General features: G+C 74.3%; 21 protein-coding genes. 11 read left to right on the top strand and 10 right to left on the bottom strand.

Annotated elements, in window-relative coordinates:
• Window positions 1–36: 36 nt before the first annotated feature.
• The 4 genes from DEJ46_RS34955 to DEJ46_RS34940 all read right to left on the bottom strand — a co-directional run bounded on the left by DEJ46_RS34955 (window position 37) and on the right by DEJ46_RS34940 (window position 3675).
• The gene (locus tag DEJ46_RS34955; RefSeq protein ID WP_150272836.1) at window positions 37–519 is read right to left on the bottom strand and encodes an NUDIX hydrolase; all 483 of its coding nucleotides are present in this window, start codon (window positions 517–519) and stop codon (window positions 37–39) included.
• A 15-nt stretch (window positions 520–534) separates the two neighbouring features.
• Window positions 535–2163 (bottom strand): apolipoprotein N-acyltransferase, encoded by a 1629-nt coding sequence (gene lnt, locus DEJ46_RS34950; RefSeq protein ID WP_190623043.1) that lies wholly within the window; start codon window positions 2161–2163, stop codon window positions 535–537.
• 88 nt (window positions 2164–2251) lie between these two features.
• Window positions 2252–2818: a hypothetical protein gene (locus DEJ46_RS34945; RefSeq protein ID WP_150272834.1), complete on the bottom strand. Its 567-nt coding sequence runs from the start codon at window positions 2816–2818 to the stop codon at window positions 2252–2254.
• A 62-nt stretch (window positions 2819–2880) separates the two neighbouring features.
• Complete coding sequence (locus DEJ46_RS34940; protein ID WP_150272832.1) at window positions 2881–3675, bottom strand: glutamate racemase; 795 nt, start codon at window positions 3673–3675, stop codon at window positions 2881–2883.
• Between the two features lie 58 nt (window positions 3676–3733).
• Here DEJ46_RS34940 and DEJ46_RS34935 point away from each other — a divergent pair, with 58 nt between their 5' ends.
• The 5 genes from DEJ46_RS34935 (at window position 3734) to DEJ46_RS34915 (ending at window position 9909) form a co-directional block, all read left to right on the top strand.
• Window positions 3734–4948, top strand: coding sequence for a glycosyltransferase (locus tag DEJ46_RS34935; protein ID WP_150272830.1), 1215 nt, complete (start codon window positions 3734–3736; stop codon window positions 4946–4948).
• A 317-nt stretch (window positions 4949–5265) separates the two neighbouring features.
• A complete protein-coding gene (locus tag DEJ46_RS34930) occupies window positions 5266–5769 on the top strand; it encodes a DUF6643 family protein (RefSeq protein ID WP_150272828.1) in 504 nt (167 codons plus the stop codon).
• A gap of 52 nt (window positions 5770–5821) precedes the next feature.
• A complete protein-coding gene (locus DEJ46_RS34925; RefSeq protein ID WP_150272826.1) occupies window positions 5822–6646 on the top strand; it encodes an MOSC domain-containing protein in 825 nt (274 codons plus the stop codon).
• Window positions 6647–6761: 115 nt separating this feature from the next.
• On the top strand, window positions 6762–7370 hold the full coding sequence (locus tag DEJ46_RS34920) for a hypothetical protein (RefSeq protein ID WP_150272824.1): 609 nt from the start codon (window positions 6762–6764) through the stop codon (window positions 7368–7370).
• Between the two features lie 127 nt (window positions 7371–7497).
• Entirely contained in the window at window positions 7498–9909 is a 2412-nt protein-coding gene (locus DEJ46_RS34915) for a right-handed parallel beta-helix repeat-containing protein (RefSeq protein WP_150272822.1), read from the top strand.
• Here DEJ46_RS34915 and DEJ46_RS34910 read toward each other — a convergent pair.
• Window positions 9879–12278 carry a hypothetical protein gene (locus DEJ46_RS34910; RefSeq protein WP_150272820.1) on the bottom strand — a complete coding sequence of 800 codons (2400 nt, stop codon included), beginning with the start codon at window positions 12276–12278 and terminating at the stop codon, window positions 9879–9881. The two genes, DEJ46_RS34915 and DEJ46_RS34910, sit on opposite strands and share 31 nt — an antisense overlap.
• Before the next feature lie 134 nt (window positions 12279–12412).
• Here DEJ46_RS34910 and DEJ46_RS34905 point away from each other — a divergent pair, with 134 nt between their 5' ends.
• Window positions 12413–13240 carry a DeoR/GlpR family DNA-binding transcription regulator gene (locus DEJ46_RS34905; RefSeq protein WP_150272818.1) on the top strand — a complete coding sequence of 276 codons (828 nt, stop codon included), beginning with the start codon at window positions 12413–12415 and terminating at the stop codon, window positions 13238–13240.
• The gene (locus DEJ46_RS34900; protein ID WP_150272816.1) at window positions 13237–13674 is read left to right on the top strand and encodes an SRPBCC family protein; all 438 of its coding nucleotides are present in this window, start codon (window positions 13237–13239) and stop codon (window positions 13672–13674) included. Before DEJ46_RS34905 ends, DEJ46_RS34900 begins: the two co-directional genes overlap by 4 nt.
• A 48-nt stretch (window positions 13675–13722) precedes the next feature.
• Here the strand turns inward: DEJ46_RS34900 and bla are convergent, their stop codons facing one another.
• Window positions 13723–14661 (bottom strand): class A beta-lactamase, encoded by a 939-nt coding sequence (gene bla, locus DEJ46_RS34895; protein ID WP_223835329.1) that lies wholly within the window; start codon window positions 14659–14661, stop codon window positions 13723–13725.
• Between the two features lie 129 nt (window positions 14662–14790).
• On the opposite strand from bla, the gene DEJ46_RS34890 reads away from it, so the two are divergent.
• Window positions 14791–15291 carry an SRPBCC family protein gene (locus tag DEJ46_RS34890; RefSeq protein WP_150272814.1) on the top strand — a complete coding sequence of 167 codons (501 nt, stop codon included), beginning with the start codon at window positions 14791–14793 and terminating at the stop codon, window positions 15289–15291.
• Here DEJ46_RS34890 and DEJ46_RS34885 read toward each other — a convergent pair.
• Window positions 15251–16381 carry a PLP-dependent cysteine synthase family protein gene (locus DEJ46_RS34885; RefSeq protein ID WP_150272812.1) on the bottom strand — a complete coding sequence of 377 codons (1131 nt, stop codon included), beginning with the start codon at window positions 16379–16381 and terminating at the stop codon, window positions 15251–15253. The two genes, DEJ46_RS34890 and DEJ46_RS34885, sit on opposite strands and share 41 nt — an antisense overlap.
• Before the next feature lie 172 nt (window positions 16382–16553).
• Here DEJ46_RS34885 and DEJ46_RS34880 point away from each other — a divergent pair, with 172 nt between their 5' ends.
• Together DEJ46_RS34880 and DEJ46_RS34875 are read left to right on the top strand one after the other, a co-directional pair.
• Window positions 16554–16874 carry a hypothetical protein gene (locus DEJ46_RS34880; protein ID WP_150272810.1) on the top strand — a complete coding sequence of 107 codons (321 nt, stop codon included), beginning with the start codon at window positions 16554–16556 and terminating at the stop codon, window positions 16872–16874.
• A gap of 201 nt (window positions 16875–17075) precedes the next feature.
• Window positions 17076–17615, top strand: coding sequence for an ATP-binding protein (locus DEJ46_RS34875; protein WP_150272808.1), 540 nt, complete (start codon window positions 17076–17078; stop codon window positions 17613–17615).
• Window positions 17616–17638: 23 nt separating this feature from the next.
• Here DEJ46_RS34875 and DEJ46_RS34870 read toward each other — a convergent pair whose 3' ends face one another.
• The 3 genes from DEJ46_RS34870 to DEJ46_RS34860 are packed head-to-tail and all read right to left on the bottom strand — an operon-like array spanning window position 17639 to window position 21296.
• Window positions 17639–20158, bottom strand: a complete 2520-nt coding sequence (locus tag DEJ46_RS34870) for an ABC transporter permease (protein ID WP_150272806.1) — start codon at window positions 20156–20158, stop codon at window positions 17639–17641.
• The gene (locus DEJ46_RS34865; protein ID WP_223835328.1) at window positions 20155–21012 is read right to left on the bottom strand and encodes an ABC transporter ATP-binding protein; all 858 of its coding nucleotides are present in this window, start codon (window positions 21010–21012) and stop codon (window positions 20155–20157) included. The genes DEJ46_RS34870 and DEJ46_RS34865 overlap by 4 nt, the downstream gene beginning before the upstream one ends.
• Entirely contained in the window at window positions 21009–21296 is a 288-nt protein-coding gene (locus DEJ46_RS34860; RefSeq protein WP_150272804.1) for an SHOCT domain-containing protein, read from the bottom strand. The genes DEJ46_RS34865 and DEJ46_RS34860 overlap by 4 nt, the downstream gene beginning before the upstream one ends.
• Window positions 21297–21453: 157 nt before the next feature.
• Between DEJ46_RS34860 and DEJ46_RS34855 the strand changes: the two genes are divergently transcribed.
• The gene (locus DEJ46_RS34855; RefSeq protein ID WP_150272802.1) at window positions 21454–22038 is read left to right on the top strand and encodes a TetR/AcrR family transcriptional regulator; all 585 of its coding nucleotides are present in this window, start codon (window positions 21454–21456) and stop codon (window positions 22036–22038) included.

Genomic DNA, 22038 nt, shown 5'->3' with positions numbered 1-22038 from the left:
GGCCACTCCCCCACCGATGTGGTCTCCGCCTACAGTTCAGCCGGTCTCTGTGGTGCGGAACCATGTGGGGTCGTCGGCGAGCGCCTTCTCGATCCGGAGGTACGAGAAGCGCTTCATCTCCGGCAGGTCGTCCACCTCGAACCAGCCGACCTCGGTCGACTCGTCGTCGTTGACCCGGGCCTCGCCGCCCACCGCCCGGCAGCGGAAGGCGACGTCCATGTACTGGCAGGTGTCGCCGTTGGGGTAGACGACGGGCTTGCGCAGGGTCTCCACGAGCACGATCCGCTCCGGTACGCAGCGCACGGCGGTCTCCTCGTACACCTCACGGACCGCGCAGTCGGCGGGCTGCTCGCCGGGCTCGACGATGCCGCCGATGACCGCCCACATGCCGTTGTCCGCGCGCCGGCCGAGCAGCACCCGGCCCCGGTCGTCGAAGACCACGGCGCTCACCCCGGGCAGGAAGAGGAGCTGGTGTCCGGCGGTCTCGCGCAGCGTACGGATGAAGTCAGGGGTAGCCATGGCTCCGACCCTAGATCATCCGCGATCCGGGGCCGGGGCCTCCGCGGCCGGCTTGCGCCGGGCCCGCGCGGAGCGGAGCGCCGACCAGCCGAGGCCGGCGGCGGCGAGGGCCACGAGCAGGGCCTCGGGCAGGGTGCCCATGCGGGTCGCCGGGGTGAGCGAGGAGCGCAGCGGCACCTCTTCGACGAGGACGTCGGGGGTGAACATCTTCGTCTGCGAGACGATCTCGCCGTCGGGGCGGATGACCGCGCTGACCCCGCTCGTGACGGGCACGACGACGGACCGGCTGTGCTCGACGGCCCGCACGCGGGACATCGCGAGCTGCTGGTAGGTCATCTCGCTGCGGCCGAAGGTGGCGTTGTTGCTGGGGACGGTGATGAGCTGCGCGCCGTGGGTGACGGTGTCCCGCACGGCCCAGTCGAAGGCCGCCTCGTAGCAGGTGGCGAGGCCGACCTTGGTACCGGCGAGGTCGAAGACACCGACCTCTGAACCGGCTCCGAAGTCGCGGCTGACCCGGTCGACGTTGCTGTTGAAGAGCCGTACGAAGGACCGCATCGGGATGTACTCGCCGAAGGGCTGGACGTGCCGCTTGTCGTACGTGGCCACGGGGCCGCGCTCCGGGTCCCACTGGATGAGGGTGTTGCGGAGCTTGCCGGTCGGCGGGGCGAGGACCGCGCCGATGACGGTGGGCGCCCCGATGGCCCGGACGGCGCCGTCGATGACATCGGCCGCGTCGCCGTTCGCGTACGGGTCGATGTCCGAGGAGTTCTCCGGCCACAGGACGAAGTCGGGCTGCGGTTCGCGGCCCGCCTTGACGGCCTCGGCGAGCTCGCGGGTGCGGGCGGCGTGGTTGTCGAGGACGGCGCGGCGCTGGGAGTTGAAGTCGAGGCCCAGGCGGGGCACGTTGCCCTGGATGGCGGCGACCGTCGCGGTGCCGTCCTCGGCCGAGTCGTCGACGAGCGGCAGCGCGGCGGCCGCGCCCGTGACCGGCAGGAGCACGGCGAGCGCGGCGGCGGCGAGCGGGCCGCGCGGCACGGCGCCGGTGGCGCGGTGGGCGCGGAACCGCCTGTACACCTCGAACAGGCCGAAGCCGCAGAGGGCGACCGCGAAGCCGAGCACCGGGGTACCGCCGACGGCGGCGAGCGGCAGGAAGACGCCGTCCGCCTGCCCGAAGGCGATCTTGCCCCAGGGGAAGCCGCCGAAGGGCACGCGCGCGCGTGCCGCCTCCGCGAGGATCCACACCCCGGCCGCGAGGAAGGGCCACCACGGAAGCCGGGAGACGGCCGCGATGCCGAGGCCGGCGGCGGCCACGAAGAGCGCCTCGATCGCGGCGAGGGCGACCCACGGGGCGGGGCCGACCTCCTCTCCGGTCCAGATGAGCAGGGGGAGCATGAAGCCGAGACCCGCCAGGTAGCCGAGGCCGAACCCGGCGCGGAGGCGACGGCCCCGCAGGGTCCAGCCGAGCAGCGCGAAGGCGGGCAGGGCGAGCCACCACAGGGGGCGCGGCGGGAAGCTCAGGAAGAGCAGGAGCCCGGACAGCAGGGCCGTCGCGGGCCGCACGAACCGTCGCAGCGGGGAGCCCGGCGCGGGCGAACCCTCGGCTCCGGACGCGGGGGCGGGTGCGGGGGTGATGGTGGTGCTCACCTTGCGGAGTCTACGGGGCGTCCCTGTGGGTACCGAGGCCGGTACGAGCCCGGTGAGCGGCGTTCTCCGCCCGCCGTCCGGAGGGGGCTCAGACGCCCGTCGTGGCGGGCGGGCCGGGCGGGGCCGGGTGGCGGAGGCGGTCGCGGATGACCCGGACCGCGGACTCGGCGTCGTCGACCGTGACCGTGAACGTACGGCCGTCGCCGAGCCGCAGGACGAGGCCCTCGCCCCGTCGGACGATCACCGCCGTGCCCTTCTCGGGGCGCCAGCGGTAGCCCCAGCCGCCCCACTGACGCGGGTTCACGCTCGGGGCGAAGTCCGCGCCGACGACATGGGAGAGGGGGATGCGGCGGCGCGGCAGGCCGATGTGGCCGCAGCGGACCTCCATGGCACGGTCGTCGACCTTGACGGCCACGTGGACGAAGGCGAGCGTGCCGAAGAGGACGAGGACCCCGGCCGCGACGCAGCCGATGACCGCCATGAGGAGGGCGGCGATCCCGGAGGTCCACGCCGACTCGACGGCGATCGTGATGCCGAGGGCCATGCAGGCGGCGCCGGCCAGGGCCGCGAGCCACTGGACGCGATTGGTGGCGCGGCCGGTCCAGACGGCGGGTGTCCGCTCGTCGGCGTGCCGGTCCCGGGGATACTGCCTCATGTCAGGAAGAGTACCCAGGAATGCCCGGCGCAGCCCGCCGGAGCGCGGCCACTCGCGCACGGTCAGTGAGCGGGTGCGGTGGCCCCGAGGAGACGACCTTCGGCATAGCCGAGGGTGGTGGCGGGGAGCTGCCCGGGCCGGCCGCTGAGCAGCACGGAGAGGCCGCCGGTGGGGTCCGCGTCGGGCGCAGGCTCGGCACCGATCCGGCGCAGCGCCTGGGCGGCGACGGCGTCGGCGGAGCCGTGGAAGACGATCGGCGGCAGCCCGTCCTGGCGGCGCGCCTCCAGGGCGGCGAGGATGCGCTCCTCGACGAGCTCGTAGTGGGTGCAGCCGAGGACGACGGCGCGGACGTCCGTCGGGGTGAGGGCGGCGGCCGCGGCGACGGCCGCGTCCACGGCGTCCCGGTCGGCGTGCTCCACGGCGTCGGCGAGCCCCGGGCAGGGCACCTCGGTGACCTCGGCGCCGTCCGCGAAGTCGCGGATGAGTCCGCGCTGGTAGGCGCTGCCGGTGGTGGCCGGGGTGGCCCAGATGGCGACCTTGCCGCCGCCGGCGGCTGCGGGCTTGATGGCCGGGACGGTGCCGATGACGGGGATGTCCGGTTCGAGTGCGGCGCGCAGGGCGGGCAGGGCGTGCACGGTGGCGGTGTTGCAGGCCACGATGAGCGCTTCCGGCCCGTGCTCGGCGGCGGCGAGGGCGACCGCGAGGGCGCGCCGGGTGAGGTCCTCGGGCGTACGCGGACCCCACGGCATGCCGTCCGGGTCGTTGGAGAGGAGCAGATCGGCGTCCGGCCGCAGCCGGCGCACCGCGGCAGCCGCCGGGAGCAGGCCGATTCCGGAATCCATGAGCGCGATCTTCACCCGGTCACCCTAGCCGATGGGCCTCGTACGCCCGGCGATCTGGGGCAGACTGCGGCAAATGAGCACCCTTGCCTGGTTCGCGATCGCTTCCCTGGCCATCTGGCTCTGGCTGCTGCTCGGCCAGGGCTTCTTCTGGCGCACGGACCAGCGTCTGCCGCCGCTCGGGGAGGTCCGCGCCGCGCCCGCCGGGGGCGGGTGGCCGCGGGTGGTGGTCGTCGTACCGGCGCGGGACGAGGCCGAGGTGCTGCCTCTGAGCCTGCCGTCGCTGCTGGCGCAGGACTATCCCGGCGAGGCCGAGGTGATCCTGGTCGACGACGGCAGCACGGACGGCACGGGTCGCGTCGCCACGGAACTGGCGGAACGGTACGGGGCGGCTGCCGAGCAGCAGCGCGGGCTGCCGTTGACCGTCGTGTCGCCGGGCGAGCCGGAACCCGGCTGGACGGGGAAGCTGTGGGCGCTGCGGCACGGCATCGCCCTGGCACGCGCGCGTGAGCCGGAGTTCCTGCTCCTCACGGACGCGGACATCGCCCATGGGCCGGACAGCCTGCGACTGCTGGTCGCGGCGGCCCGGGCCAACGACCTGGACCTGGTCTCGCAGATGGCCCGGCTGCGCGTCGAGAGCCGCTGGGAGCAGCTCGTCGTGCCCGCGTTCGTCTACTTCTTCGCGCAGCTCTACCCCTTCCGCTGGATCAACGGGGCGCGGCCCCGCGCGACGGCCGCGGCGGGCGGCTGCGTGCTGCTGCGGACGGAGACGGCGGTGGCGGCCGGCGTGCCGGAGGTGATCCGGCGGGCGGTGATCGACGACGTGTCGCTCGCACGGGCGGTGCGGCGGTCGGGCGGCCGGATCTGGCTGGGCCTCGCGGAGCGGGTCGACAGCATCCGCCCCTACCCGGGCCTCGGCGAGTTGTGGCGGATGGTCTCGCGGAGCGCGTACGCGCAGCTGCGCCACAGCCCGCTGCTGCTGGCGGGGACGGTGGCCGGTCTCGTCGTGATCTACCTCGTGCCGCCGGCGGCCCTCGTGGCGGGTGCGGTGACGGGGGACTCCGCGGCGGCCTGGGCGGGGGGTGCGGCCTGGGCCGTGATGGCGGGGACGTACCTGCCGATGCTCCGCTACTACCGGCAGCCGCTGTGGCTCGCGCCGCTGCTGCCCTTCACCGCTCTCCTCTACCTCCTGATGACCGTGGACTCGGCCGTGCAGCACCACCGGGGCCGCGGGGCGGCGTGGAAGGGGCGTACGTACGCCGGCAATTACGTTTCCCGACACGGGGAGTAACGCCGTCAATTCGGCGCGTGCACAGGGACGCCGGGCGCCATGGATTGACGCTTAAGCATGCCCATGATCACTTCTTCCACGCCTTCCCGGCATCTTTTCTTTATGCGTTCTTCACGCCGCCGTACACAGCGGGGCCCACCTGAGCGTGACCCGCCGGTAACCCCCTCCGAACTCGGCTTTTACACGATCTTGGCGATCGACGCCGCCCGTTTTTGTCACGTTCGCTCGGATTGGGGATCCACCTCTTCACGAAGCCCGTCAAACAACCCTCTAATCAGGCTCCCCAACCAGCACATCGTGGGCTTAACTTATGTGCCATGACCTCCCCCCGCTCCATCTATGGAGGCGGTTACCAGACCGCGCCGTCCTTCCCGGACACCCCGATCTACGACTCCCTGGTCGCGGAGCGGGGCACGCCTCAGATCGCCCCGATCCGAGTGCCCGCCGCCTACGACACCGGCAGCAGCTTCCCCGTCGGCAACTCCTACCTGCCGGCGCTCCCCGCGGCCCTGCCCGCCCTTCCGGCGGCGCCCACCCCGCAGCCCGCCCCCGCCTACGGCGGCGGTGGGTACGGCTATCCGCAGCCCTCCCCGCAGATGGCCCCCGCACCGCTCCAGCACGCCCCCACTCCGTACATCCCGCAGCAGCCGGTGGCCCCGCGCGGCTACCAGGGCGGCGGGTACCCGCAGCAGCCCCGCCCGGCCGCCGCGGGATACGAGGCGATGCGGCCCGCAGCCCCGCGGCCCGTCCCGGCACCGGCCCCGGCGGCGCCGATGTACAACGACCCGTACAACCGCCCCTACCAGGGCGGGGGTTACTGAGAGCGGCGAAATACCGGCCGACGAGGGCCGGGGCGGCTGGCAGGATGACGGCATGTCCAATCCTGTACTCCGCTCCGTCCACGTCCACCCGGTGAAGGCCATGCGCGCGCTGGCACCCACGGAGGCCGAGGTGGAGCCCTGGGGGCTCGCCGGCGACCGCCGCTGGACCGTCGTCGACGCCAAGGGCAAGGTCGTGACCCAGCGCCGTCACCCCCGGATGGCGCTGGCCACGGCGGAGCTCCTGGCGGACGGCGGTGTCGCGCTGTCCGCGCCCGGCCTGCCGACACTGGAGGTCGCGGTGCCGTCCCCCACCGCCACGGCCACGGTGGAGATCTTCGACAAGTTCGTGGAGGCGGTCCCCGCCGGCGACGAGGCGGCCGCCTGGCTCTCCGCGTACCTGGAGACGGACGCCCGGCTCTTCCACATGGACGCGCCCGAGCACCGGCGGCCGGTCGACCCCGCCTACGCGCTGCCCGGCGAGACGGTGAGCTTCGCGGACGGCTACCCCCTCCTCGCCGCCACCACGGCCTCGCTCGACGCCCTCAACGCCCTGATCGAGGCCGGCGACCACGCCCACGAGGGCCCCCTGCCGATGAACCGGTTCCGGCCGAACCTCGTGATCGAGGGGACCGGTCCGTGGGCGGAGGACGGCTGGACCCGACTCGCCGTCGGCGAGGTCACCTTCCGTGTGGCCAGGCCCTGCGGGCGCTGTGTCGTCACCACCACGAACCAGTCCACCGCCGAGCGCGGCAAGGAGCCGCTGCGCTCCCTCGCCCTGCACCGCAAGCGCGACGGCCGCGCCGTCTTCGGCCAGAACCTCGTCCCCGAGCACCGCGGCACGGTCCGGGTCGGCGACCCCGTGAAGATCCTCGACTGAGGTCCGAGGACCGGGTCCGACGCCGGAGGACGGCGGTCCCGGCGCCCGACAGGCGGGGAACGCCTGCCCGGGGCAGACTCGTTGGAGCAGCGGCGAACAACGAGGGGGTCCTGACGTGCGTGCGGCCACCGGAGTCTGGCGCTGGCGGCGCAATCCACTCCGCCGGACCACGGATCTGGTCGAGGCCTGGGTCGCCCTCACGGCGGCCGCGCTCCTCTGCTTCCTCGTGCCCCTGGTCGGCTGGGCCGCGGGCTCGTCCGCGAACGGCTCGCTCCAGCGCGCGGTCCGCACGCAGCAGGAGCAGCGGCTGCCGACGACGGCCCGGGTCGTGCGTCTCGCCGACGGCCCCGCGAGCGGCCTCCGGACGACCGAGGCCGCCGGGGAGCAGCGCCTGCGGCGGTCCGTCGTCGCCCGCTGGACCGCCCCGGACGGCACGACCCGGACGGGCACGGTGCCCACGGCGAGGCGGCACTCCACGCCGGGTGGCACCTTCGCCCTGTGGACCGACCGCGACGGACGCCCCGTATCGCCGCCCATGCCGCCCGGCACGGCCCGCGCGCACGCGCTCATCGCCGGCCTGATGGCCGCACTCCTCACCGGTCTGCTGGTGGAGACCCTCCGCCGGCTCGTCGTCCGCCGGCTCGTCCTGCGGCGGTACGCGCGCCTCGACCGCGCGTGGGCCTCCGCCGGTCCCGACTGGGGCCGCGCGGACACCGGCAGCTGACCCCGTACCCCTCCCCCGGTCCCCGGTTCGGGTCAGCCCTCACGACCCGTCATCCCCGACCCCCCGCGCGCGCTACGGTGGGGCATCGGTTCAGCGGCGAGGCATCAGGCGGGGGCAGGGCACACCCATGGCACAGGGCACGGTCCAGGTGACGCACACCGGCACATCGCGGTGGCGGCGCCGCACGGGTGAGTACGCCTCTCTCGCCGCCGCCCTGGAGGCCGCGAGCGACGGGGACGTCCTGACCGTCGCGCCCGGCACGTACCGGGAGAACCTGGTCGTGCGACGAGCCGTCACCCTGCGCGGGCCCGAGGGGTCGGTCGGCTCGGTGCGGATCGCGCCGCCGGACGGGGTGGCGCTGACCGTCCGCGCCTCCGTCACCGTCCAGGACCTGCACATCGAGGGGCAGGACGTCGCCGCGCCCGCGCTGCTCGTCGAGGACGGCACGCCCGAGCTGCTCGACCTGCGGATCATGACGCGCTCGGCCGCCGGGATCGAGGTGCGGGGCGCCGCCCGCCCGACGGTCCGCCGGTGCACGATCGACAACCCGGCCGGGGTCGGCATCGCCGTGGTCGACGGCGCGGGCGGGGTGTTCGAGGAGTGCGAGGTGGTCTCCGCCGGCCAGGCCGGCGTCTCGGTCCGCGGCGGGGCGCATCCGCGCCTGGAGCGCTGCCGGGTGCACCACGCCTCCGGGGCCGGGATCGCGGTCACCGGAGAGGGCAGCGCCCTCGAGGGCCTCGGCTGCGAGGTGTACGAGATCAAGGGCGCCGGTGTGCAGATCGCGGCCCGCGCCACCGCGCACCTCACCGACTCCTCGGTGCACCGCACGTCCGCGGACGGCATCACCCTCGACACGGACGCCGTCCTGACGCTCTCTGACTGCGACATCCACGACGTCCCGGAGAACGCGGTCGACCTGCGCTCGCGCTCGGTGCTGACCCTGACCCGGTCGACGGTCCGCCGGTTCGGCCGCAACGGCCTGTCCGTGTGGGACCCGGGCACGCGCGTGGACGCCAACCAGTGCGAGATCCACGACAGCACGGGCGACTACCCCGCGGTGTGGGTGAGCGACGGTGCGACCGTCGTCCTCGACGCCTGCCGCGTGCACGACGTGCCGGACGCGCTCTTCGTCCTCGACCGGGGCTCGCGCGTGGACGTGGTCGACAGCGATCTGTCGCAGGTGCGGAACACGGCGGTGTCGGTGAGCGACGGGGCGACGGCGCAGCTCGACGACTGCCGGATCCGGGAGGCGTCCACGGGCGCCTGGTTCCGGGACCACGGCAGCGGCGGCACCCTCGCGGGGTGCACGATCGACGCCGTGCAGACCGGGGTCATCGTCACGAAGGGCGCCGACCCGACGATCGACCGGTGCACGGTCACCTCGCCCGCCGAGGCCGGGTTCTACGTGTCGGCCGAGGGCCGCGGCTCCTTCCACGGCTGCCGGGTCACGGGCAGCGGCGGGTACGGCTTCCACGTCACGGACGGCTGCCGGACCAGCCTGCGCAAGTGCCGTACGGAGCGGTGCGCGCGCGGCGGGTACGAGTTCCCGGAGGAGGGCGCGGTCGCCGAGGACTGCACCAGCGACGAGAGCGCGGTCCGCTCCTCCGTGCCCGACGGCGGCACCGTCCTGACGGCCACGCAGTCGGCGGGGCTCCTCGGGGCGGTCCCCCCGCCCCGTACCCGGCCCGTCCCCGCCCCGCCGGTGGCCCCGGCGCCCGTCGCGGAGGCCCGCTCCTCGCAGGACGTGCTCGGTGAACTGGACGCGCTGGTGGGCCTGGAGAGCGTCAAGCACGAGGTGCGGACGCTCACCAACATGATCGAGGTGGGGCGCCGTCGTCAGGAGGCGGGCCTCAAGGCGGCCTCGGTCCGACGGCATCTGGTCTTCACCGGCAACCCCGGCACCGGCAAGACGACCGTGGCCCGGCTCTACGGCGAGATCCTCGCCTCCCTCGGTGTCCTGGAGCGGGGCCATCTGGTGGAGGTCTCCCGGGTGGACCTGGTGGGTGAGCACATCGGCTCGACCGCGATCCGTACGCAGGAGGCGTTCGACCGGGCGCGCGGCGGCGTGCTGTTCGTCGACGAGGCCTACGCCCTGTCGCCGGAGGACTCCGGCCGGGACTTCGGCCGTGAGGCGATCGACACGCTGGTGAAGCTGATGGAGGACCACCGGGACGCGGTGGTCGTCATCGTCGCCGGGTACACGGCGGAGATGGAGCGCTTCCTGACGGTCAACCCCGGTGTGGCGTCTCGTTTCTCACGGACCATCAGCTTCGGCGACTACGAGCCGGAGGAGCTCCTGCGGATCGTGGGCCAGCAGGCCGACGAGCACGAGTACCGGCTCGTGCCGGGCACGGACGAGGCGCTCCTCACGTACTTCGCGAAGCTGCCGAAGGGGCCGGCCTTCGGCAACGGCAGGACGGCGCGGCAGACCTTCGAGTCGATGGTGGAGCGGCACGCGGGCCGGGTCGCCGCGCTCGCCGAGCCGAGCACGGACGACCTGACCCTGCTCTACCCGGAGGACCTCCCCGAACTCCCCTGAAGGTCGGGATCGTTCGGGTCGCGCTGGCGCGGGACGGCCGGCGGCAGCCGGTCGAGGAGGGCGGAGCGCCGCCGGGCGAACTCGGGGTCGGCCTGGTAGTCGGAGTGGCCCAGGATCGGTTCCGGCAGCGGGTGTTCGCGCGTGCGGCCGTACGCGACGGGGTCGAGGAGCACCTCCGCGTCGACGCTCGGCCGGTCCGCCTCGGCGGGGACGCGGACGGGGCCGCCGATGGGGTCGGTGGCGCGGTGGAGGTTGCTCCAGCAGTGGATCGTGCGGTGGAGGGCGCGGAGCGCCTCCGGGCCGAAGTAGGCGGGGAACCAGCGTCCGTAGAGCCGCTCCAGCGGTGAGCCGTAGGTGAGGAGCGCGACCCGGCCGCGGGTTGCGGGCGGCAGCTGCCAGACGGCGGCCGCGGCGAGGACGCTGCCCTGGGAGTGGCCGGAGATGACGAGCCGGCCGCCGGTCCGGCGGGTCCAGGAGCTCATGCGCCAGGTGAGGTCGGGGACGGCCCGTTCGGCGTAGCAGGGCGGGGCGAACGGGTGGGCGGCGCGCGGCCAGAAGGTCCCGACGTCCCAGAGGATGCCGATGGTGCGGCGGGCCGAGGCGTCCTTGTAGGCGCGGCGGCCCCAGGTGACGAAGAGCAGGAAGCCGAAGCCGATCATCCAGGAGCCGAGGGCCTGGGCGGCTGAGGCGGCGGAGGCGATCGCGGGGTGGGCGCCGTCGAAGGCCCGGCCGGGGACGTTTCCGCTGACCCAGGCACCGGCGACGGAGGCGGCCCCGAGGAGCAGGGTCGCTCCGGAGACGACGCCGACGAGGACGGGCGCGGAGTCGGTGAGCCCGGCCCGGGCCCGGCCGGCCGCGATCCTGCCGGTGCGGACCGGGTCCGGTTCGTCCTCGGCGTCGTAGTCGGCCTCGACGGCGGGCCGCAGTCGCCGGGCGTCGAGCACGGTCCGAACGGCGAGGAGGGCGGCGGGCGCGAGCAGCAGGAGGAGCAGGACGGGGATCACGGACGCCTGCCAGCTGAGCAGGACGGGCGGGCCGATCCGGGGGCCTACGCCCGCCCCTGTGCCGTCGAGCCAGTCGGCGACGCGCTGGGCGACGCCGCCGGACATGACCCCGGCGAGGGCGCAGGCGAGCATGGCGACGGCGGGGCCGCCGAGCCCGCGCAGTGCGGTGCGCGGGTCCCTGCGGGGCCGCTGGAGGAGCAGGGCGACGGCTCCGAGGGCGACGACGAGGGCGCCCTGGGCGAGGGTGAGGGCGCCGAAGGCGGCGTCTCCGGGGAGGGTGCCGGTGGAGACCCAGCCGGGCCGGGCCCAGCCGGCGTGCAGGGCGGTGAGGGCGAGCACGCCGAGGGCGGTGCCGGGCAGCCCGGACACGAGGGCGCGCTCGACGCGCAGGTCGACGCGGCGCTCGCTGCGGCCCCGGCGGCAGACGACCCAGAGGACGACGACGCCGAGGGCGGCGAGGGCGGCCTGGAGAGCGAGACCCAGGGCCGCGCGCCCTCCCGTGTCGTGGCGGGAGGTGGCGGTGGTGAGGGCCGCGGCGACGGTGAGGAAGCCGGCGGCGGTGTGCGCGCCCCGGAGCCGGGCGACGAGCCGCCGCCCGTACCAGAAACCGGGGCGGCCGAGCGCGGGGCGGAGCTCGACGGGGGTGGGATCGGGCGCGTCCGAAACGGGTCCCGGGGCGGCCACGGCGGGTCCGGGCGCGACCGGGGCCGGCTCCTGCGCGGGGGCGTCGTAGCCGGTGGGCGGGCGCTGGGCCTCGTAGGCGCTCCAGGTCCGGTTGGAGAGGTACCAGAGCAGAGCGACCAGCGCCGTCGGCACCAGCGCCGCGAGGGCGAGGCGGCGCCCCGGCGGGGACCACCAGCCCCCGCCCTCGGCGGCGAGGAAACCGAGCCAGGAGTATGCGTCGGAGCAGGCCGCCATGCCCGCGCACTGCCAGGCCGTCAGATCGAGCGCGACCTCGCAGGCCGCGGCGGTGAGGAGCACGGTGAGGGTGAGGGCGACGAGCCGGACGAGGACCCCGTACAGCCTGACGAGTCCCGGCCGGCCCTGGGCGGGCGGACGCATCCAGTGGGCCAGATTGGCCACCATGAACGGCAGGAGCAGCAGCCACAGGGCGCGGGTCCCGTCGCCGGAGGTGAGGTTGGACCAGCAGTACGCCTCAGGGACCGGCCGTGCCGCATACCGCTCGGGGTGGTCCTCGGCGTCCAGGTCCTCGGTCCGCCGGTACACGGCGGCGGTCGCGTCGCCGGTGACACGCACGGTCCTGGGGTCGTCGAGCATGGACTGCGGAGTGGCTCCGCCGACTCCGTGGACGAGGAGTTCGAGCGCCGCGCCCCCGGTCTCCGGGGCGGGTGTGGCAGGGGACACTTAGGGGACTTCCTCTCTGGGTGGGAGGATGCGACGTCGGAAACAGGATCGCTGACGGCCGCGCGCCCGCGCACGGTCTCTCACCGAATCCGACACTGATCCCCTCGTCCCCTGCGGAAGGACCGGCCCCGGCGGTGACTGACAACCAGAACCTCCTCGCGGAGCAGCGGCGTGCCCTGATCCTGGACGAGGTCCGGCGGCGCGGCGGTGTACGGGTCAACGAACTGACCCGTCGGCTCAATGTCTCGGACATGACGATCCGCCGCGACCTGGACGCGCTCGCCCGGCAGGGCATGCTGGCGAAGGTGCACGGCGGGGCCGTGCCGGTGGTCGAGGCGAGCACCCACGAGCCGGGCTTCGAGGCCAAGTCGGTGCTCGAACCGAGCGCCAAGGACGAGATCGCGCGGGCCGCGGCGGCGCTGGTCGCGCCGGGCACGGCGATCGCCCTGTCCGGCGGGACGACGACGTACGCGCTGGCCCGCCAGCTGCTCGACGTGCCGGATCTGACGGTGGTGACGAACTCGGTGCGGGTCGCGGACGTGTTCCACGAGGCGCAGCCGGCGGGCGGCGCGGGCGAGGTGCGGCGCGGGGCACCGACCGTCGTCCTGACGGGCGGGGTGCGCACGCCGTCCGACGCACTGGTCGGGGCGGTGGCGGACCGGGCGATCCGCTCGCTCCACTTCGACCTGCTCTTCCTCGGGGTGCACGGCATCTCGGTCGAGGCCGGCCTGTCGACGCCGAACCTCGCGGAGGCGGAGACGAATCGCTGTCTGATGCGGTCGGCCCGCCGGGTGGTGGTGGTCGCGGACCACACCAAGTGGGGGACGGTGGGCCTGAGTTCCTTCGCCGACCTGGGCGAGGTGGACACCTGGGTGACGGACCGCGGTCTGGACGAGGGGGTGCGGGGCGAGGTCACCGAGCACCTGCCGGGGCTCGTGGTCGCGGGTGAGGAGCCGGCGTGACCCTCTTCCGGGTCGAGCGGACCGTACCGCTGCCGCCGCACGAGGTGTGGCGGCGGCTCACGGACTGGCCGGCGCACGGCCGCCAGGTGCCGCTGACCCGGACGAAGGTCCTTACCCCCGGCCCGAACGGGGCGGGGACGCGGTTCACGGCGCGGACCGGGCTCGGCCGGCTCGCCTTCGACGACCCGATGGAGGTCGTGCGCTGGGAGCCGCCGGAGGCCGGCCGGCCGGGCGTGTGCCGGCTCGACAAGTCCGGCCGGGTCGTACGGGGCTGGGCGGAGGTCGCGGTGACGGAGACCCCGGGCGGCGGCTGCTGGGTGGAGTGGACGGAGGAGCTCGCGGTACGCGGGCTCCCGCGCGTCTTCGACCCGGTCCTGGCGCGTGCGGGGCGCTTCCTGTTCGGCCGGGCGGTGGACGGCCTGCTCCGCCCGTAGGGGTGCCCGGTCGATCGGCCCGGGCCCGCTGCGGGCGGACCCGTCGTCCTACGGGCGGAGTTCCGCCGCCACCAGGGCCGCCGCCTTGGCCACGAGCGGGTTGTCCGCCGCCGCGTCCTCCTCGGGTTTGGCCGTCAGGACGGCCAGCAGGACCGGACCGCCGGTCGGCGGCCAGGCGATTCCCACGTCGTTGTTGCCGCCGTACCGCCCGCCGCCGGTCTTGTCGGCGAGGATCCAGTCGGCGGGCAGCCCCTTGCGGAACCGCTCGCCACTGGTGGTGTTGGCGAGCATCCAGCCGGTGAGCCGGTCGCGGTCCCGGGGCGTCAGCGCGGCGCCGAGGACGAGGTGGCCGTAGGTCCGGCCGATGGCGCGGGGGGTGGTGATGTCGGTTTCTCGCCAGGGCTCACCGGAGTTCAGCTCGGGCTCCCAGCGGTCCAGCCGGGTGACGCCGTCGCCGATCGACCGGGCGAACCGGGTGACGGCCTTCGGCCCGCCCAGCTCCCGCAGCAGCAGGTTCGCGGCGGTGTTGTCGCTGTAGCGGAGGGTCGCGTCGCAGAGCCCGGCGACGGTCATCCCGCCGGCGAGGTTCCGGGGGAGCCCGGTCCTCGGCGAGAAGCCCGACCGCTCGACGTCCGCCGCCGTGTACCGGATGCGCTGTGCCAGGAAGGAGCCGTCGTGGTCGAGGTCGCGAAGGACGGCCGCGGCGGCGAGGGTCTTGAACACCGAGCACATCGGGAAGCGTTCGTCGGCGCGGTACGCCACCGACCGGCCGGTGCGGACGTCGTGTGCGAACACGCCCAACCGCGCGGAGTGCTCTTCCTCCAGTTCCCGGAGTCGTCCGGTGAGGCGGCCCGTCGAGGCGTGGGCCGTCCCCGCGAGCGGGAGGAGCGAGGCGAGCGCGGTGCCGGCGCCGAGCGCGAGCACGGTGCGGCGGGACGGGTGTGGCGCGGTCGTGGACGTGCGGGACGCGGTGGACTTGATGGACAAGGGAGTTCCCCTTCCGGCGCGGCAAGATCCTTGCGGAGTCCATCATGCGCGGCGACCGCCGGCCCCCTGTGCCATTGACATCCTGTCAGCTAGGGTTCACTTCCGCGTCCGTCCTGGGAGGTCCGGTCCATGGCACGCCGACTGAGGCCGGTGGAGCTCGACTTCACCGCAACCGCGCCCGTCCGTCTCGTCCACTCGGCGACTCTGGCCGCACCACCGGCGGCCGTCTACCGGTCGCTGGCCGTGGAGGTGGGCAGCATGCCCTCGTGGTTCACCGCCGTCGCCTCCGCCGTCCCCACGGGTGACGGGGCGGGGCGGACGATACGGCTGCGGGGCGGGATCGTCTTCGAGGAGACGATCCTCGCCACCGAGCCGGACACGCGGTACGGCTACCGGGTGGACCTCACGAACGCCCCCGGCGTCACGGCCCTGGCTGAGGAGTGGACGCTCTTCCCCGCCGGGAGGGGCACCCGTCTGCGATGGACCATGGCGGTCGACGGCCCGGCGTCGGTCCGGCTGGCGCTCCGGCTCGCACGTCCCGGCGTCGGGCTGTCCTTCCGGGACGCGGCGCGGCGCCTGGACCGGCGGCTCACTCCGGCCAGACCCCCGTCGCCAGGAACCGCTCGATAGCCGCGCTGTACGGGGCGATGTCCAGGCCCTGGTCGGCCAGCCAGGCGTCGGAGTAGTACTTGTCGAGGTAGCGGTCGCCCGGGTCGCAGATCAGGGTGACGACGCTGCCGGTGCGCTCCTGCCGGACCATCTCGGCGACGATCTTGAAGGCGCTCCACAGGCCGGTGCCGGTGGAGCCGCCGGCCTTGCGCCCGATGGCCGTCTCCAGGGCGCGGACGGCGGCGACGCTCGCGGCGTCGGGGACCTTCATCATGCGGTCGATCGCACCGGGCACGAAGCTCGGCTCCATACGGGGACGGCCGATGCCCTCGATGCGCGAACCGCAGTCGGAGGTCGCTTCGGGGTCGTTGTGGGTCCACCCGTCGAAGAAGCAGGAGTTCTCCGGGTCGGCGACGCAGATCCGGGTGTCGTGCTGCATGTAGTGGACGTAGCGGGCGATGGTCGCCGAGGTGCCGCCGGTGCCCGCGGTCGCCACGATCCAGGCGGGCTCCGGGTAGCGCTCCAGCTTCAGCTGCTGATAAATCGATTCTGCGATGTTGTTGTTGCCGCGCCAGTCGGTGGCCCGCTCCGCGTAGGTGAACTGGTCCATGTAGTGGCCGCCGGTGCGCGCGGCGAGGGCCGCGGACTCCTCGTACATCGTCCGCGAGTCGTCGACGAAGTGGCACTCGCCGCCGTGGAACTCGATGAGCCGGCACTTCTCGGGGCTGGTCGTGCGGGGCATGACGGCGATGAAGGGGACGCCGACGAGCTTCGCGAAGTACGCCTCGGAGACGGCGGTCGAACCGCTGGAGGCCTCGATGACGGGCTTGCCCGGACGGATCCAGCCGTTGCAGAGCCCGTAGAGGAAGAGGGAGCGGGCGAGCCGGTGCTTGAGGCTGCCGGTGGGGTGGGTCGACTCGTCCTTGAGGTAGAGGTCGATGCCCCACTTCTCCGGGAGCGGGAACCGCAGCAGGTGGGTGTCGGCGGAGCGGTTGGCGTCGGCGTGGACCTTGCGGACGGCTTCCTTCAGCCAGGCCCGGTAGGCCGCGTCGCTGCGGTCGACGTCCACGGTCGCCGGCGCGGCGTTCACGCTGTTCTCGGTGGTGCTCATCCGTCCCACTCCTCGTTCACTGCCACTGCTTCCCGCTGCCGACAATACCCCTCTCACCTGGGCAAACGTTCCCTTTGACGTTCCATAGGCATCCCTTGTGGGGAGGCTACTGGTGCGGTTGCGGGCCACCCGGCACACTGGTAGCGGCAACCGGGTGAAAGGGGCGGACGACATGGCGGAACCCGAGTTCAGCGCGAGGGGCGTGCGGATCGCACGCTGGCCCCGCTCCCTGACACGCGCGGGAGAGGTGCGGATCGAGGACGGGCGGCTCGCGCTGCTCACGAGCTACGGCAGCGAGATCGACAGCGCGCCGGTGACCGCCGTACGGGCCGGGCGGCCGTGGTTCGCCAAGGCCGACGAGACGGTGGCGACCGTGAACGGCACCCGGTACCGGCTGACCCTGCACCACGGGGACGGCGACGGGCGCGATGGGGGCGAGGCCGCGGAGTCGGGGCGCTTCCTCGCGGCGCTGAAGCGGGCCGCCGGGCGCTGACCTGCCACGGCTCGCCGCGAGTTGCGGGGCGGTCACCGCTGGTTCAGGCTGGTACCACCTCACCGAGGGTTCACCGGTGGTGACGTCACGCTACGGCCACCGCCACGGTGTACAGGTACGCCTCTTTACCGCAGTGCCGCAGTACCGCATGTGAGATCCGAATCTTCGTCTTCTTCCGGACTACTTCGGGGAGTCGCAGCCGTGATCAGCGAGCCGAGCAGGTATTACGCGGTGGAGCTCCACGCCCTGCCGTCGCGGATCGGTCAGGTCCGCAGAATTGTCTCCGCCCATCTGCGCCAGTGGCATCTCGACGCCTTGGTCGACCATGCCGTGCTCGGGGTCACCGAGCTGCTGACCAACGTCCACCGGCACGCACAGCCGGACAAGCGGTGCACGGTCGAGATCGAGCTGCTGCTCGACCGGCTGACCGTGTCGGTCAGGGACCACGATCCCCGAATACCGCAGGCCACCCCCCTGGACGAGGTCGGCCACGACGACGGGTCCGACGACTTCGAGGCGCTCGCCACCTCCGGCCGTGGCCTCGCCATCGTCGGCGCGGTCAGCGACAGTTGGGGCGTCCGCCCGTGCGGCGACGACGGCAAGGTCGTGTGGTTCACCCTCTCGGCACCGCCGTCCGCCCCGCCGGTCGAGGAGCGCGTACACCTCGTGCACGTCCCCCCGATCGAGCGCGCGTACGCGGAGTACGACCCCTTCCCGGTCCTCGCCGGCCACGCGGGCTGAACCCCGCCGGGGCGTCCCGCAGTTCACTCCTGGGCGATGGCCCGGAGGATCTCCAGGCGGGCCGCGCGGCACGCCGGACGCCAGGCGGCCACGACGCCGGCCACCAGGCCGACCAGGGCCACGGCGGCCAGTGACGCCGCCGGTACGGCGAAGGCGAGCGCACTGTCGCCCGGTTCCTCCGAGGCGCGGACGAGCACCCAGCCGAGGAAGCCGCCGAGGGTGAGTCCGCCGAGCGTCCCGAAGGCGGCGACGAGGACGGACTCCCAGCGGACCATGGCCCGCACTTGGGCGCGGGTCTGGCCGACGGCCCTCAACAGGCCCAGTTCGCGGGTCCGTTCGTGGACGGCGAGCGTCAGGGTGTTCGCGATGCCGAGCAGCGCGATCAGGACCGCGAGCGCGAGGAGCGCGTAGACGAGGGTGAGCATCATGTCGATGCCGCCCGCCGAGGCCTCCGCGTACTCGTCCCGGGTCTGCACCTCCGGCGCGCCGTACCGGTCCGCGACCGCGGTCACGGCCGCCTCACCGTCCGCCGCGGACACGCCGTCCGCGAAGGCGACGGCGACCAGGCGGTCGGCGTCCTGGGTGCGGTGCGGGGCCCAGGCCTCCCGGGTGACGAGGTAGTCGCCGGCGAGGTCGGCGCGCTCGTAGACCGCCCGGACGGTGAAGGTCCCCCGGGTGCCGTCCGTGAAGGTCAGTTCGGCCGTGCGTCCGGGCGCCAGACCGGCGGCCGCGGCCTCGTCGGCGGCGACGGCGAGCCCGTCCTTGCCGAGTCCGCCGAGGGAGCCCCGTACCTCCCCCAGGTCGAGGGTGCGGGCGAGCGCGGCCGGATCGGTGACGGTCAGGGCGCGGCCGCGGCCGTCGACCTCGGGCAGCGCCGCGACCGCCGGGGCGAGCCGAGGGCTGAGCCCGCTGCCGCCCGCGCCGAACGAGGGCGCGCCGATGGCCACGTCGCCCGCGAAGGAGCGGTCGACGGTGCGGTCCATGGTCGCCTTGAGGGAGGCGCCGAGGACGGTGAAGAGGGTGACGACGGCGACCCCGATCATCAGGGCGGTGGCGGTCGCGGCCGTACGTCCGGGGCTGCGCAGGGCGTTGCGGCGGGCGAGACCGCGGTTGACGCCGCGCAGCGGCCGGCCCAGCGTCCGTACGGCGACCGACGCGGCCACCGGTCCGAGCACCACGAAGGCGGCGACGGCGAGCCCCGCGCCGGTCGCGGCGAGCCACAGCGAAGGGGTGCCGAGCACTCCGGCGAGGGTCGTGGCGACGGCGGCGGCCAGGAGTGCGCCGCCGGTCAGGGCGCGGGCGCGGGAGGTGCCGGAGCCGTCCGCGTCCGTCTCGCGGAGCGCGGCGAGCGGGGCCGTGCGTCCGGCCCGTACGGCGGGCAGGAGCGCCGATGCGGCGCAGACGGCGAGGCCCACGCCGAGCGGGACGGCCAGGGATCCGGCCGTGACGACCAGGCCGCCGGCGGGGAACGGGAAGCCGATGGCCGGGAAGAGGGCCTGGAGGCCCGCGGCCACGCCGATCCCGGCGAGGAGTCCGGCGGTGGAGGCGAGCAGGCCCACGGCGAGGGCCTCGGCGAGCGTGCCGGTGACGATCTGACGGCGGGCGGCGCCGACCGCGCGGAGCAGGGCGTTCTCGCGGGTCCGCTGGGCGATGAGGACGGCGAAGGTGTTGTGGATGGTGAAGACGGAGACGAGGACCGCGACTCCGCTGAAGACCAGCAGGAAGGTGGTGAAGAGGTCGAGGAAGCGGCCGGAGACCATCGCGGTGTTCTCCTCGGCGGCGCGCTGACCGGTGATCGCCTCGACGCCCTCGGGCAGGGCGGGGGCGAGGGCGGCGACCAGCTCCTCCTGGCTGACGCCGGGCCCGGCGCGTACGGCGATGCTCGTCGCCTCGCCGGGGCGGGCCGTCAGGTACCGCTCGGCGTCGGCGCGGGTCAGGCCGGTCCAGGTGACCTGGCCCATGCCGTCGGCGCCGCCGAAGGTGGCGAGACCGACGACGGTGACCCGGACGGGGTCGGGGGTGCGCAGGACGGTCGTGTCGCCGATGGCGAGGCCGGCGGCCTTCGCCGCGCCCCGGTTGACGACGGCCTCGCCGGGCGCGTGCGGAGCACGACCTTCCGCGAGCCGGTACGGGTTGAGTGCCGGGTCCTCGATCCAGTTCCCGGCGAGGGTCGGCGGGCCCTTGCCGCCGACGGGGGTGCCGTCGGCGGCGAGCAGCTGGCCCGCGCCCTCGACGAGCGGCGCGGCGGCGGCGGCTCCGGGGACCTCGGCGAGACGGTCGGCGAGGCCGGCGTCGACGGGGCCGCGGGTGCCCTGCGCCTCGCCGGCCGCGGTGACGACGGTGGCGCTGCGGACGACGGCGTCCGTGCCCCGGGTGGCGCCGGTGAACATCGCGTCGAAGCTCGTGCGCAGTGTGTCGCCCATGACGAGGGTGCCGGTGAGGAAGGCGACGCCGAGGAGGACGGCGGCGAAGGTGCCGAGGAAGCGGCGCCGGTGGGCGCGGAGGGAGGCGAGCGTGAGCCGGAGGGTGGCGGGGGTCTTCATGGTGTCGCTCCTCGGGTCGCGCCGATCCCGGAACCTGCGCTCACGCTGTCGCCCGCGCCGGTCTCGAAGACCTTCGCGTCGGTACCTGTCGTGCCGGTACCTGTCTCGAAGGCCTTCATGCGGTCGAGGACGCGGTCGGCCGTCGGGGCTGCCATCCGGTCGACGAGCCGCCCGTCCGCGAGGAAGACCACCTCGTCGGCGTGGGCGGCGGCGACCGGGTCGTGCGTGACCATGACGACCGTGCGGCCGGTCTCCCGCACGGTGCGTCCGAGCAGCCGCAGGACCTCCTCGCCGGAGCGCGAATCGAGGTTTCCGGTGGGTTCGTCGGCGAAGACGACGTCGGGGTCGCCGGCGAAGGCACGGGCGACGGCCACCCTCTGCTGCTGTCCGCCGGAGAGTTCGCCCGGCCGGTGGTGCAGACGGTCGCGCAGGCCGACGGTGTCGACGAGCCGGTCGAACCGCGCCCGGTCGGGCGCTCTCCCGGCGAGGTCGAGCGGGAGGGTGATGTTCTCGGCGACGGTCAGGGTCGGCAGCAGGTTGAAGGCCTGGAAGACGAAGCCGACGCGGTCGCGGCGCAGCAGGGTCAGACGGCGGTCGTCCAGCGTGGAGAGGTCGGTGCCGCCGACGAAGGTTGAGCCCGAGGTGAGGGTGTCGAGTCCCGCGGCGCAGTGCAGGAGCGTGGACTTTCCCGAGCCCGAGGGGCCCATGACGGCGGTGAAGCGGCCGGCCGGGAAGCCGACGCTCACCCCGTCGAGGGCCCTGACCTCGGTGTCACCGCGCCCGTAGACCTTGACGGCGTCCAGGACCCTGACGGCGTCGGCGTACCCGGCGGGGGTGGGAGCGACGGTGGTCATGCCCGGCGCTCCTTGCCGGTCGCGGCGCGGCCGAACTGCTCCTCCAGGACGGTGAGCCGGCGCCAGTACTCGTCCTCGTCGATCTCGCCGGCGGCGAACCGGTGGCCGAGCAGGGCGATCGGCGAGTGCTCGTCGGGACGGCCGTCCCGGTACGGGCGTCCGCCGCGTCCCGGGCGCCATCCGGCGCGGCGGGCGAGGGTGAAGAGCCCGGCGACGACGAGGGCCCAGAACAGGGGGAAGAGGAGGATCCAGGGGCCGGGGCCCGCGTGGGCGAGGGTGTTCATGAGGGTTCAGCTCCTCGGTGGGCGGTGGTGGTGTGTCCGTGGTTCGAGACTCGCCCCGGGAGGGGGTCCGGGGCGTCGTACGGGCAGCGGCTTCGCACGTACGACAGCGGGAGTACGGCGGGCGGTCGAGAGGGCCTGCCGTTCTGTACCTACTGGTATGTACAGTGCGGTCATGAGCACCCCGAAGACCACGGCAGAGCGGCTCGTCGAGGCCACCCGCGAGCTGCTGTGGGAGCGCGGCTACGTGGGCACCAGCCCCAAGGCCGTCCAGCAGGCGGCGGGCGCGGGCCAGGGCAGCATGTACCACCACTTCGCCGGGAAGCAGGACCTGGCCCTCGCGGCGATCCGGCGTACCGCCGAGGAGACGGCCGCGGCGGCCGAGGCCGTGCTGGGCGGCGAGGGCTCGGCGTACGCCCGGATCGAGGCGTACCTGCTGCGTGAGCGCGAGGTCCTGCGCGGCTGCCCGGTGGGGCGGCTGACCATGGACCCGGAGGTGATCGCGGACCCGGAACTGCGCGCCCCCGTCGAAAAGGTGCTCGGCCGGCTGCGGCGCAGACTCGCCGAGGTCGTCCAGGAGGGCCTGGACAGCGGCGAGTTGAGGGGTTCCCTCGATCCCGAGGAGATCGCGGCGGCCGTCGTGGCAACCGTACAGGGCGGTTACGTCCTGGCCCGCGCCACGGGCTCACGGGCGCCGTTCGACAGCGCCGTACGCGGCCTGCTGTCGCTGCTCACCGCCGCCTGA

It is taken from the genome of Streptomyces venezuelae, assembly GCF_008642375.1.
In the GTDB taxonomy this organism is placed as follows: Bacteria; Actinomycetota; Actinomycetes; order Streptomycetales; family Streptomycetaceae; genus Streptomyces; species Streptomyces venezuelae_G.
This window is presented reverse-complemented; position numbering and strand designations above follow the sequence as displayed.